The following is an 11756-nucleotide window of genomic DNA, read 5'->3' as shown; positions in this document are numbered from 1 at the left end:
TGTAAATATCCTAGCCCGGCGGAAAATGTTTCACAAGAGGGCAAAAAAATCCGGCGCGGTCAAACCGCGCCGGATTTGAGGCTGTCGAAAAAGCCCAGCTTAGGCTGGGCTTTCAGTCTGTCGAAAAACCCGGTCATGCATCAAGCATGAAACGGGTTTTTCGACAGACTGAGCCGCCCCCTCGGGGGCGGCCTTTTTGCGCTTCTGCTACGCCAGCAAATCGGGGCCTGGCAAATCCATCTGCCGCTTCCGGGCGGCGGAGTAGGTAAGCTTGTCCGCCAAGGCCTGCCGGTCTCCGGAGGCCAGCGTGTCCCGGTAGGCCTGAAGATTGCCCAGCAGCCGGTCCAGTACCGAGAGCAGGGCGGGCCGGTTCAGGGAGAACAGCTGGGTCCACAGCCCCACGTCCAGGGCGGCCACCCGGGTGCAGCCCCGGAAGGAGGAACCCTCAAACCCCCGGCAGGCAAACAGGTCCGGGTCGTCGCACACCGCCACGGCGATGATGTGCATGATCTGGCTGGTGTAGGCGATGAGGGCGTCGTGGTCCTCCCCGGTGGTGCGGCACACGTCTTTGCACCCGATGTACGCCGCCAGCCGCTCCAGCAGGGCAATGTGCTCCGGCCTGCTGTCCGGCCGGGGTATCATCAGAAAGTGGGAGTCCTGAAACATTGCCCCAAAGGCGTGCTCCACGCCGGAGAATTCAGTACCCGCCATGGGGTGGCAGCCGATGAAGTCCACCGTGTCGGGCAGCGCCGCCGCCCCCTCCAGGATGGCAGACTTGACGCCGCACACATCCCACACCAGCGCCCCGGGCTTGAAAGTCTCCCGGTGCTCCGTCAGGAAGTCCAAAATTCCCTGAGGATGGAGCGCCAGGACCACCACATCGGCCTGAGGGAGCACCTGCCCGGCGTGCTCCGTCACCCGGTCCCCCACCCCGTGCTCAGCAGCGTAGCGCAGGGTGGGCTGAGACACGTCCACCCCCACAATCTCATAGTCTTCAAAGCCCTTCAGGGCGATGGCCAGAGAGCCGCCGATCAAACCCAGGCCCACGATGACCAGTGTTTTTTTCTCCATGCTTACAGCTCCCTTCCCACACAGGGCGCCAGCTCCTTCAGCTTGCCCATGAGGGCCGCAAACTGCTCCGGGGTGATGGACTGGGCGCCGTCGCACAGGGCGTGGGGCGGATCGTTGTGTACCTCGATGATCAGGCCGTCCGCCCCCGCCGCCAGGGCCGCCATGCTCATCCGCTCCACCATCCAGGCCTTGCCGCAGGCGTGGGAGGGGTCCACCACCACCGGCAGGTGGGAGAGCTGCTTCACCGCCAGGACCGCCGACAGATCCAGGGTATTGCGGGTGAAGGTCTCGAAGGTGCGGATACCCCGCTCACAGAGGATAACCTTCTCGTTGCCCCCGGCCATAATGTATTCAGCAGACATCAGCCACTCTTCAATGGTGGAGCTGAGACCCCGCTTGAGCAGGATGGGCTTGGTGGTCCTGCCCAGCTGCTTCAAGAGGTCAAAGTTCTGCATGTTCCGGGCGCCCACCTGGATCACATCCACACACATCTCAAACATCTCCACATTGTCGGTGGACATGATCTCGGTAACGATGGGCAGGCCGGTCACCGCCCTGGCCTCCTGGAGCAGGCGGATGCCGTCGTTGCCCATACCTTGAAAGGCGTAAGGGGAGGTGCGGGGCTTGAAAGCGCCCCCTCGGAGAGCGGTAGCCCCGGCTGTCTTCACCGCCTGGGCCACTCCCACAATCTGCTCCTCACTCTCCACCGAGCAGGGTCCGGCGATCACTGCCAGCCGCTTGCCTCCTACTGCCGCGCCGCTGCCCAAGTCCACCAGAGTGTCGTCTGGATGGTATTTCCGGTTGGCCTTCTTGTAGGGCTCGGTAACCCGCATCACCCGCTCCACCCCGGGAAGCAGGGAGAGCTTCTCCTGATTGATCCCGGCGGCGTTGCCCTCGGCACCCAGAATGGTGGTCTCGGTGCCTTTGGACACCATTACCTTCACGCCGCCCTCCTCCATGGTTCGGATGGCGTCCCGCAGCTGCTCCGGAGTAAAGCCCGGCTTCATAATCACTACCATAAATTTGCTCCTTTCCCGTCCAAAAAACAAGAACCCGCGGCCGCCCCAGGGCGGCCGCGGGTCCCTCTCTTCCTCGACAAGAGGGGTATCCAGTCACAGGCCGGTCATGGGCAGGCAAAAGCGCCGCTGGCAAAATAGCAGCGGTACTCCCAATACCCGTAACCGGCGGTGTACGTCACTGGAACACACCCTCCTTTCCTTAGTGTGGACTTTAGCACTTTTTGGTGCGAAAGTCAAGAGGAAATTTTTCTTGAATTCCTACCGATAATATGGTATTATATTACCCAACAACATAAGGTAGGGATGCACATGAAGATTTCCACAAAGGGGCGGTACGCCCTGCGTCTGATGCTGGATGTGGCCCTGCACAGCAACGGCTCAGCGGTTCCCCTGCGGGACGTGGCCCAGCGGCAGGAAATTTCGGATAAATATTTGGAGCAGATTGTAACCCAGCTCTCCCGGGCGGGCCTGGTGCGCTCGGTGCGGGGCGCTGGGGGCGGTTACCTGCTCACCCGGGACCCGGCGGAGTACACCGTGGGGGAGATTCTCCGCACCCTGGAGGGCAACCTGGCCCCGGTGAGCTGTGCCGACAGCGACGACGTGTGCCGGTGCAGCCGTGCGGACCAGTGCGTGACGGTGGAAGTTTGGCGAGACATTCAGGCCGCTGTGTCCAGCGTGGTGGACCATGTCACTCTGGCCGATCTGGTGGCGCGCTACCATGAGAAATGCCCCAAAAATCCCCTTTGACCCCGGATGTAAAAGGTTCTTTGCGTGACAACTCCGCCCGTTCGGCCTATTCTTGAGGTGAGGTGAGCGGATATGCGGGATATCGGCAAGAACATCAAGGCTCTGCGGGAGAAAAAGGGCATGACCCAGGAGGCCCTGGCGGAGGCGCTCTTCGTCACCAGGCAGACGGTGTCCAACTACGAGACCGGCCGCAGCCGGCCGGATTTGGACATGCTGGTGAAGATTGCCGGGGTGCTGGAAGCGGACGTGAATCAGGTGCTCTACGGCCTGCCGGCGGATCAGGACCTGATCCGGGAGGCCAAGCGGCTGGGGATCGGGTGTCTGATTTTGCTGGGGATCTTTCTGCTTAAGCTTCCCTTTACTCTTGTGCTGAGGAAGCCGTATGTGGGGTGGCTCACCTTCCTGCTTCCCAGCCTGCGCTCCTCCGCCCTGTGGCTGGTACTTGGATGGTGTTCTCTTCAGATCGCGGGACTGACCCGACTGGTGCGCCCCATGGAGGAACAGAAATGGACCAGACGGGTTAGGCGGGGGCTGCTGATCCTGCTGACGGTAAACGCGGTGTTGTTTTTCCCCCTGCTGGTGGTTGGCATCATACAGGCCGTACAGTATTTCTCCCATAGCATGATGACGTTTCCCCAAATTCCCCTGTATCTCGGGCTGATGGATCGGCTGCTGCTGATCCTCCTTCTTTATCCCTGGATATATTTCTTTCCTGGGGGAGTCCTGTGGCTCCTCCGGTTCCCAAGCCCATAAAAGGAAAGAGACGCTGCCGATGCAGCGTCTCTCAGGCTGTCGAAAAAGGCACATGTGCCTTTTTCGACAAAAGGCTGCATGGCGGAAGGGACTCGATTTCTTGCGAAATAGTCCCCCCTTCCGCCATGAGAAGGGTCATTTTCGAGGCACATGTCCCCGAAAATGACGGATTTTGATTTGATTCCGTCGCCTGCGGACGACGGAACTCTGCGAGGCTCTCCTGCGGGGGAGTTTTTCGACAAGCTGAGAGACGCTGCCGATGCAGCGTCTCTTTTTCTTTATCCGTAAATGCCGGTGGACAGGTACCGTTCCCCGGTGTCGGGGAGGACGGCCACAATGGTCTTACCCTGGAATTCCGGCTGCTTGGTCAGCTCCAGGGCGGCCCAGTACGCCGCGCCGGAGGAGATGCCCGCCAGTACCCCCTTGCCCCGGGCCAGTTCTTTTGCGGTATCCATGGCCGCCTGGCCGGGGACGGGGAGCACCTTGTCCACCACGCTCAGATCCAGGGTTCCGGGGACAAAGCCGGCGCCGATGCCCTGGATCTTGTGAGGCCCCGGCTTGCCGCCGGACAGCACAGGAGACTCGGCGGGCTCCACCGCTACCACAGTGATCTTGGGGTTGCGCTCCTTCAGATAGCGGCCCGCGCCAGTGATGGTGCCGCCGGAGCCCACTCCGGCCACCAGCACATCCACCTTGCCCGCCGTATCCCGCCAGATCTCCGGACCGGTGGTCTCGTAGTGAGCCTGGGCGTTGGCAGGGTTGTTGAACTGATCGGGCATCCAGACGCCAGGCAGGGTGTCCAGCAGCTCCCTGGCCTTCTCAATAGCGCCGCCCATGCCCTTGGCGCCCTCGGTGAGCACCAGCTCCGCACCCAGAGCGGAAAGCAGGCTCCGCCGCTCCTGACTCATAGTCTCTGGCATGGTGAGCACCACCTTGTACCCCCGCTGGCGGCCGATGTAGGCCAGAGCCACCCCGGTGTTGCCGCTGGTAGGCTCCACAATGACGGCCCCCGGCTTCAAAAGGCCCTTCTCCTCCGCGTCCAGAATCATATACAGTCCCGCCCTGTCCTTGGCCGAGGACAGAGGATTGAAACTCTCCAGCTTACCCAGCACCGCCCCGCTGCCGTTGTCCGCCAGCTTGAGCAGCGGGGTATTGCCGATAAGCCGGGCAATGGAATCCGCAATCTTCATAAACCAGACCTCCTGTTGTTTTTTACAGGATACCACATAATTCCCACAAAATCAATAGGAATTCAGAAACACACAAGGCCCGCCTTCCGGCGGGCCTTGTATCGTTTAGAACATGGGGACGACGGCGCCCTGATAGGTCTCCTCCATGAAGGTCTTGGCGGTGTCGCTCTGGAGGGCGGCGGCCAGGGCCTGGATGGCGGGATCATTCTCGTTGCCTTCCTTAACGGCCAGGACGTTGACGTAGGCCTGGGCAGCCTCGCCGTCGGCGGACTCCACGGCCAGGGCGTCAGCCACCTTCAGGCCCGCGTCAATGGCGTAGTTGCCGTTGATCACCGCCAGGTCCACGTCCTCCAGACGGGAGGGAATCTGGCTGGCCTCCAGCTCCACAATCTCCAGATTCTTGGGGTTCTCAGCGATGTCGGACTTGGTGGCGGTGATGCCGGCGCCCTCCTTCAGGGTGATGAGACCGGCCTGCTGGAGCAGCAGCAGAGCCCGGGCCTCGTTGGTGGTGTCGTTGGGTACGGCGATCTGGGCGCCGTCGGCCAGCTCCTCAATGGACTTGGTCTTGGCGGCATACAGGCCCAGAGGCTCGTAGTGGATCTCGGCGGCGCTCACCAGATGGGTGGAGTCGCTGACGTTGAACTGGTTCATGTAGGTGATGTGCTGGAAGTAGTTGGCGTCCAGCTCCCCGCTCTCCACGGCGGTGTTGGGGATGATGTAGTCGTTGAACTCCACGATCTCCAGGGTGATGCCCTGCTCGGCCAGCAGGTCCTTCACCGCCTCCAGGATCTCGGCGTGGGGCGCGGGGGTGGCACCCACCTTCAGGACGGTACCCTCCAGGTTGGAGCCGGTCTCGGCGGGGGCGCTGGATTCCGCGGGGGTGGTCTCGCCGCCGGCGGGAGTCTCGGCATTGCCGGAGGTGGAGCCGCAGCCGGCCAGCAGGCCGAAGGTCAGCGCGCCGGTGAGGAGCAGAGAGAGCAGCTTCTTCATGGTTCATTTCTCCTTTTCATCTTGTTTTGACCCAAATCTGAGTACAAAAAAACGCCCTTGAATCCGGTTCAAGGACGAGAGCTTTCGCTTCGTGGTACCACCTTGCTTCACCCCCGCCTCACGGTCAAGGGCCTTATGGAGTACAGTCATACTCCCGCGCGTTCACGGGCGCACCCGTCGCAGCCTGTACCTCGCGGTAGTCGGTGCGCCGCTCCGAGACCATCTTCACCGAAACCTTCCGGACCCGTTCCCACCATACCGGGCTCTCTGCGCCGTATCTTAACGGTTACTCTTCTCTTCCTTGCGTTTGAGGGGCGTGATTCAGTTCCCTTTTGGGTTGCACTTAGTATATGCCTGCCGTCCCATTCCGTCAAGCCGCCATTTTGCACAAAAGGACCGGGATATGCAGCCCGTTTCTGCACATCCCGGCCAATTTTGTTGGTTATTGGAAGCCGCTCTTCTCCGGCTTGTGCTCCTTGAGCTTCTTCTTTCCCTCCGTACCCCGCAGGCGCTTGTCAAAACGCACCGTGGCCCGGGAGCCGATGGACTGGAAGATTTGCACCAGAATGACCAGCACCACCACGGACACCCACAGAATGATCTTCATCCGGCGCTGGTAGCCCAGCATCAGGGACATGGAGCCCAGACCGCCGCCGCCGATGGCGCCCGCCATGGCGCCGTAGCTGAGGATGGTGATAAAGGCGGTGGTGAAACCGGAGATGAGAGAGGGCCGGCTCTCGGGAATCATCACCTTGGTGATGACCTGGAGCGGGGAACAGCCCATGGACAGGGCGGCCTCCACCACGCCGCTGTCCACCTCCCGCAGGGAGGACTCCACCAGCCGGGCCACAAAGGGGAAGGCGGCCACGATGAGGGGGACAATGGTGGCGGTGGTGCCGATGGAGGTACCCACGAAGAACCGGGACAGGGGAATGACCACCACCATCAGGATCAGGAAGGGTACTGACCGGAGAATGTTGATGACAAAGTTGAGCACCGCCATCACCGGCCGGGGCAGGGGCAGTACGCCTCCCTGCTCTCCCACCACGGTAATGACCCCCAGAGGCAGACCGATGACGTAGGAAAAGAAGGTGGAAATCACCGTCACATACATGGTCTCCCAGATGGCAAAGAGCAGGCCGTCCTTGGTCATGGACAGCAGCCGGAGAACCTCTTCATTTTGCAGCAGCTCAGCCATGGTAATCAGGCACCTCCTCCACTGTCACGTCCTTCTGGGCGCGCAGGTAATGCATGGCCTTGGCGGCCTCGCCCTTGTCCTCAGGCAGGCCCAGCAGCATGGAGCCGAAGGCTTTGCCGTTCACATTCCGGGTGTCCGCACCCAGGATGTTCACCTTCACCCCGCAGTCAATGGCCAGGGAGGCAATGAGAGGCTCATAGGAGGAGCCGCCGTTGAACACCACCCGCACCACGTTGGCCACCGGGAACTGGCCGATGTGGGCGCCCTCTGGGAAGACCAGCCGCCGGCCGGCCTCCGACCGGGGATTGGAGAACACCTCCTCCACCGTGCCGGTCTCCACCATGCTGCCGTGCTCCAGGATGGCCACATGGGTGCAGATGGCCTCCACCACCGCCATCTCATGGGTGATGATGATGGCGGTAATGCCCATGCGCTGGTTGATATCCTGAATCAGCTTGAGAATGGAGCGGGTAGTGGTGGGGTCCAGCGCGGAGGTGGCCTCGTCGCACAGCAGCACCTTTGGGTTGGAGGCTAAGGCCCGGGCGATGGCCACCCGCTGCTTCTGGCCGCCGGAGAGCTGGGCGGGATAGGCATTGGCTTTGTCCGGCAGGTCCACAATCTCCAGATACTCCATGGCCCGCTTTTTGGCCTCCGCCGCCGGTACCCCGGCAATCTCCATGGGGAAGCAGATGTTCTTCAGACAGGTGCGCTGCATCAGCAGATTGAACTGCTGAAAGATCATGGCGATGGACCGCCGGGCCTGCCGCAGCTTGGCAGGGGAAAAGGTCATCAAATCCTCCCCGTCCATCAGCACCTGGCCGGAGGTGGGCCGCTCCAGCAGGTTGATGCAGCGGACCAGGGTGGACTTGCCCGCCCCGCTCATGCCCACAATGCCGAAAATGTCCCCGTCCCGGATGGTCAGGCTCACATCCTTCAGGGCCTGGAAGTCCCCGTCGGCGGTGGGGAAGATTTTGGATACCTGTTTGAGTTCAATCACAGGATTGTACTCCTCTCCCTGTAAAAAATGGGCTGGAAACCGCACCTTTCCGAGAAAAAGAGCGGATTTTCGCGTATATGATATTCTATGCCAACCCCGCCCAACTGTCAAGCTAAAAAGCCTCCCGGCAGGCCATTTGACCCGCCGGGAGGCTTCGTCCCGCAAAAGGATGGGCTCAGTGTCCGCAGGCGCAGCAGCCGCCGTGCTCCTCATCCTCGCAGGGCAGCTTCAGGCTGTCAGGCACCGGCTTTCCCTGCCGCTTGTAGTAGTCTGCCAGGGCCGCCTTGATAGCCTCCTCTGCCAGAACAGAACAGTGCATCTTGTAGCCGGGCAGCCCGTCCAGGGCCTCCGCCACCGCGGCGTTGGTGAGGCCCATGGCCTCCCCGATGGTCCTGCCCTTGATAAGCTCGGTGGCCATGGAGGAGGTGGCGATGGCCGAACCGCAGCCGAAGGTCTTGAACTTCACGTCGGTAATCACGTCCCCGTCAATCTTCAGGTACATCTTCATAATGTCCCCGCACTTGGGGTTGCCCACCTGGCCCACTCCGTCGGCATCGGCAAGCTCCCCCACATTCCGGGGATGTTCAAAGTGATCCATAACCTTTTCCGAATACAGCATGTGATATTGCTCCTTTCTGATTACACAATCCAGGTGGGTTTCTGGGCTTCCCGGTCCCATACGGGGGACATCTCCCGCAGATAATGCACCACAGCAGGAATTTCTTTGAGCATGGCATCCACGTCCGCCTGGGTATTGTCCGGCCCCAGGGAGAGGCGGAGGGAGCCGTGGGCGATGGCGTGGGGCAGGCCGATGGCCAGCAGCACGTGGGAGGGGTCCAGGGAGGCGGAGGAGCAGGCCGAGCCGGAGGAGGCGCAGATGCCCCTGGCATCCAGGTGAAGGAGCAGGGCTTCCCCCTCCACCCCTTCAAATACAAAGGAGGCGGTGCCGGGCAGCCGGTCCGTCCGGCTGCCCGTGACCCGGGTGTAGGGCAGGCGGGACAGGCCATCCAGCAGCTGGTCCCGCAGTGCGACCAGCCGGGCGGACTCCGCCGGCAGATTGTCCACCGCCTGGGTAAGGGCGGCGGACAGGCCCACCGCCCCCGGCACATTTTCGGTGCCGGAGCGGCGCCCCTTTTCCTGCCCGCCGCCGTGGATCAGCGGGGGCAGCCGCAGGGGCTTTTTCATGTAAAGCACTCCGACGCCCTTGGGGCCGCCGAACTTGTGGCCGGACAGAGAGAGCAAATCCACATTCCAGGCCTCCACATCCACCGGGATGTGGCCCACCGCCTGGACGGCATCGGTGTGAAAGAGGATCTTGTGGGCCTTTGCGATAGCGCCGATCCGGGCAATGGGCTGGATGGTGCCGATCTCATTGTTGGCGGCCATAACGGAGATGAGAATGGTATCCGGGCGGATGGCGGCCTCCACCGCGGCGGGGTCCACCAGTCCCTCCCCATCCACCGGCAGGTAGGTCACCTGATAGCCCCGCTTCTCCAGATACTGGGCGGTATGGAGTACCGCATGGTGCTCAATGGCGGTGGTAATGATGTGTCCACCCTCTCTGCCCCGGAGGGCAGCCAGCTCCGCCACTCCCCGCAGCGCCCAATTGTCCGCCTCGGTGCCGCCGGAGGTGAAGTAGATTTCCTCCGGCTTGGCGTTGAGGCAGCGGGCAACCGCCCCCCGTGCTTCCTCCAGGTCGCTTTTGGCCTGCTGGCCGAAGGCGTACAGACTGGAGGGATTGCCATAGCCCTGGGTAAAATAGGGGAGCATGGCCTCCAGGGCCGCGGGGGAGAGGGCGGTGGTGGAGGCGTGGTCGGCATAAATCATGGTATGTTTCATGGAGAGGACTCCTTTCTATTTACTTAATTCCTATATGTTTACTATGATTATAGCATGAAAGCAGTGTTTGTCAAGAAAAACTTTCCGGGGCGGATTTCCCGTTGACGGCAAAAGATGGGGATGGTATAGTGGGCATACCTAAACGGATATGGGAGTCACAATTTTATGGATAAACGGCTATTCAAAAGCATTTTGCTGATTATCACCTATGCGGTGGTGCTGGTAATGGTGCTGGCACGGCTGGAGCTGATTGGGGCGGCGCTGGGACAGCTGCTGGGCCTGTTCCGTCCGCTGATCATCGGCTTTGCCCTGGCTTTCATCCTCAACCGGCCCTGCCACTTTTTCTTCCGGCTGTACAGCCGGGGGCTTGGGAAAACCAAGGCGGCGGGGGCCGCCCGGCCGCTGGCGGTGGTCTCCTCCTATCTGGCCCTGATTGTGGTCATCGCGGCTGTCTTCTCCTTTGTGGTACCCAAGCTGACCCAGAGCATTCAGACCTTTGCTCTCAATCTCAGCGGCTATCTCACCAACATTCAGGACTGGGTCAACCAACTGGTGGACTACCTCCACCTGGATATGGAGGCCCTGGACCTGTCCCGCCTGAACGAGACCCTGGAAAACCTGTTCCAGCAGACCCTGGGAATGCTGTCCAGTCTGGCCCCCCACCTGCTGGAGCTAACCACCGGCATTGTCTCGGTGGTGGTCACCGGGGTGCTGGCCCTGGTGTTCTCCATCTATATGCTCTCGGGCAGGGAGAGGCTGCTGGCCCAGTGCCGCCGGGTGCTGCGGGCCTATGTCCCCGCCAAATTTGCCGACCCCATCACCGATGTGGTCCACCTCACCAGCGACACCTTTACCAAGTTTATCACCGGCCAGCTCATTGAGGCCTGTATCCTGGGCGGGCTGTGCTCGGCGGGGATGCTGTTTATCCAGCCGGACTATGCCCCGCTCATCGGCGTCACCATAGGCGCCTCCGCCATCATCCCGGTGGCGGGGGCCTATATCGGGGCCATCATCTCGGCGGTGCTGCTGCTGATGGTCTCTCCTCTGAAGGCCTTGGTTTTCCTTCTCTTCCTGGTGGTGCTCCAACAGATCGAGGGCAATGTGATCTACCCCAAGGTGGTGGGTTCCTCCATCGGCCTGCCGGGTATCTGGGTGCTGGCCGCCGTCACCGTGGGGGGCGGGCTTCTGGGGCTGGAGGGGGTGCTCCTCAGCGTACCGGTGGCCTCAGTGCTGTACACCCTGCTGCGGCGGGACGTGCGCAAGCGGCTGACGGGGAAAAGGGACGTATAAAAAAGTGTGCCGCGTCCGCGGCACACTTTTTGCTTTTTAGAAAGTTTGGACCGTATAGCCCAGGGTGCGGCTCTCGCCCGGGGCCAGGGTGATGCAATAGGCCTTGTCCGCCAGCTCCGGCCCCTCCCCCGCCACGGCGGAGCAGCCGTGCCAGGGTTCTATGCACAGGTAGGGGGCCTTCTTGCCCGGCATGGTCCAGAAGGCCAGCAGGGGATAGCCGGGGAAGGACACCTCCACCCCCCGCCCGCTCTTCCGGCTCACCAGACGAACGGACTGGGACTTCAATCCCTGGAAGATCAGGGTGTCCAGCTCGTCAAACCAGTGGTAGTCCAGGGGCAGGGTGTCGGTATTCTCCAGGCAGGGCAGGGTGCGGCCCCAGTCCAGGCCGTTGGCATCCGGCACCATGGTTTTGCAGGTCTCCTTTTGGGGAAAGATGATGTCGTAGTCGGTAAAAGCCTCCCCCGCGTCCAGAGGACAGCGGAAGCCGGTGTGGGCGCCTACACAGTAGGGCAGCGGCTCCGTGCCGGTGTTGGTTACCGTCACGCCGGTGGAAAAGCCCCCGTCGATGAGCTGCTGGCGCACTGCCAGCCGGAAGGGCCAGGGATACAGGGCCAGGGTGGCCTCGTCCTGCTCCAGGGTGAGCTCCGCCCAGTCCGCACCCT

12 protein-coding genes and 1 other annotated feature are annotated in these 11756 nt (G+C 61.8%); of the genes, 3 read left to right on the top strand and 9 right to left on the bottom strand.

The features are described from left to right. Positions 1-207: 207 nt before the first annotated feature. Both Q0J74_RS07910 and aroF read right to left on the bottom strand, forming a co-directional pair. The gene (locus Q0J74_RS07910; protein ID WP_297213008.1) at positions 208-1071 is read right to left on the bottom strand and encodes a prephenate dehydrogenase; all 864 of its coding nucleotides are present in this window, start codon (positions 1069-1071) and stop codon (positions 208-210) included. Positions 1072-1073: 2 nt separating this feature from the next. Then, the gene (aroF, locus tag Q0J74_RS07905) at positions 1074-2090 is read right to left on the bottom strand and encodes a 3-deoxy-7-phosphoheptulonate synthase (RefSeq protein WP_297213005.1); all 1017 of its coding nucleotides are present in this window, start codon (positions 2088-2090) and stop codon (positions 1074-1076) included. Positions 2091-2399: 309 nt separating this feature from the next. Between aroF and Q0J74_RS07900 the strand changes: the two genes are divergently transcribed. Both Q0J74_RS07900 and Q0J74_RS07895 read left to right on the top strand, forming a co-directional pair. Beyond that, a complete protein-coding gene (locus Q0J74_RS07900; protein WP_297213003.1) occupies positions 2400-2837 on the top strand; it encodes an RrF2 family transcriptional regulator in 438 nt (145 codons plus the stop codon). 72 nt (positions 2838-2909) lie between these two features. Then, positions 2910-3590 (top strand): helix-turn-helix domain-containing protein, encoded by a 681-nt coding sequence (locus tag Q0J74_RS07895; protein WP_297213001.1) that lies wholly within the window; start codon positions 2910-2912, stop codon positions 3588-3590. A 278-nt stretch (positions 3591-3868) separates the two neighbouring features. Here the strand turns inward: Q0J74_RS07895 and cysK are convergent, their stop codons facing one another. From cysK to nifS, 6 genes are all read right to left on the bottom strand, one after another. Further along, the gene (gene cysK, locus Q0J74_RS07890; protein WP_297213000.1) at positions 3869-4780 is read right to left on the bottom strand and encodes a cysteine synthase A; all 912 of its coding nucleotides are present in this window, start codon (positions 4778-4780) and stop codon (positions 3869-3871) included. A gap of 105 nt (positions 4781-4885) precedes the next feature. Next, on the bottom strand, positions 4886-5770 hold the full coding sequence (locus tag Q0J74_RS07885; RefSeq protein WP_297212997.1) for a MetQ/NlpA family ABC transporter substrate-binding protein: 885 nt from the start codon (positions 5768-5770) through the stop codon (positions 4886-4888). 67 nt (positions 5771-5837) lie between these two features. Beyond that, positions 5838-6081: a binding site (T-box leader), on the bottom strand. 131 nt (positions 6082-6212) lie between these two features. After that, complete coding sequence (locus tag Q0J74_RS07880; RefSeq protein WP_297213010.1) at positions 6213-6923, bottom strand: methionine ABC transporter permease; 711 nt, start codon at positions 6921-6923, stop codon at positions 6213-6215. Between the two features lie 37 nt (positions 6924-6960). Beyond that, positions 6961-7965 (bottom strand): methionine ABC transporter ATP-binding protein, encoded by a 1005-nt coding sequence (locus Q0J74_RS07875; protein WP_297212995.1) that lies wholly within the window; start codon positions 7963-7965, stop codon positions 6961-6963. A 175-nt stretch (positions 7966-8140) separates the two neighbouring features. Continuing rightward, positions 8141-8584, bottom strand: a complete 444-nt coding sequence (nifU, locus tag Q0J74_RS07870; protein WP_297212992.1) for a Fe-S cluster assembly scaffold protein NifU — start codon at positions 8582-8584, stop codon at positions 8141-8143. A gap of 20 nt (positions 8585-8604) precedes the next feature. Next, complete coding sequence (gene nifS / locus Q0J74_RS07865) at positions 8605-9804, bottom strand: cysteine desulfurase NifS (protein ID WP_297212990.1); 1200 nt, start codon at positions 9802-9804, stop codon at positions 8605-8607. 165 nt (positions 9805-9969) lie between these two features. Here nifS and Q0J74_RS07860 point away from each other — a divergent pair, with 165 nt between their 5' ends. Beyond that, positions 9970-11094: an AI-2E family transporter gene (locus Q0J74_RS07860; RefSeq protein ID WP_297212988.1), complete on the top strand. Its 1125-nt coding sequence runs from the start codon at positions 9970-9972 to the stop codon at positions 11092-11094. 36 nt (positions 11095-11130) lie between these two features. Here the strand turns inward: Q0J74_RS07860 and Q0J74_RS07855 are convergent. Further along, the coding region (locus tag Q0J74_RS07855) for an aldose 1-epimerase family protein (RefSeq protein WP_297212986.1) at positions 11131-11756 on the bottom strand (626 nt) is incomplete at its 5' end.

It is taken from the genome of uncultured Flavonifractor sp., assembly GCF_944387675.1.
Lineage (GTDB): Bacteria > Bacillota > Clostridia > Oscillospirales > Oscillospiraceae > Flavonifractor.
The sequence above is the reverse complement of the archived record's forward strand: the minus strand, read 5'-3'. Positions and strand labels throughout refer to the sequence as shown.

What these genes read in the sequence shown, in the direction of transcription:
- Q0J74_RS07895 (WP_297213001.1), top strand. Translation starts at nt 2,910, where the DNA reads ATGCGGGATATCGGCAAGAACATCAAGGCTCTGCGGGAGAAAAAGGGC.
- Q0J74_RS07880 (WP_297213010.1), bottom strand. Translation starts at nt 6,923, where the DNA reads ATGACCAAGGACGGCCTGCTCTTTGCCATCTGGGAGACCATGTATGTG.
- Q0J74_RS07900 (WP_297213003.1), top strand. Translation starts at nt 2,400, where the DNA reads ATGAAGATTTCCACAAAGGGGCGGTACGCCCTGCGTCTGATGCTGGAT.
- aroF (WP_297213005.1), bottom strand. Translation starts at nt 2,090, where the DNA reads ATGGTAGTGATTATGAAGCCGGGCTTTACTCCGGAGCAGCTGCGGGAC.
- nifU (WP_297212992.1), bottom strand. Translation starts at nt 8,584, where the DNA reads ATGCTGTATTCGGAAAAGGTTATGGATCACTTTGAACATCCCCGGAAT.
- Q0J74_RS07910 (WP_297213008.1), bottom strand. Translation starts at nt 1,071, where the DNA reads ATGGAGAAAAAAACACTGGTCATCGTGGGCCTGGGTTTGATCGGCGGC.
- nifS (WP_297212990.1), bottom strand. Translation starts at nt 9,804, where the DNA reads ATGAAACATACCATGATTTATGCCGACCACGCCTCCACCACCGCCCTC.
- Q0J74_RS07885 (WP_297212997.1), bottom strand. Translation starts at nt 5,770, where the DNA reads ATGAAGAAGCTGCTCTCTCTGCTCCTCACCGGCGCGCTGACCTTCGGC.
- Q0J74_RS07860 (WP_297212988.1), top strand. Translation starts at nt 9,970, where the DNA reads ATGGATAAACGGCTATTCAAAAGCATTTTGCTGATTATCACCTATGCG.
- cysK (WP_297213000.1), bottom strand. Translation starts at nt 4,780, where the DNA reads ATGAAGATTGCGGATTCCATTGCCCGGCTTATCGGCAATACCCCGCTG.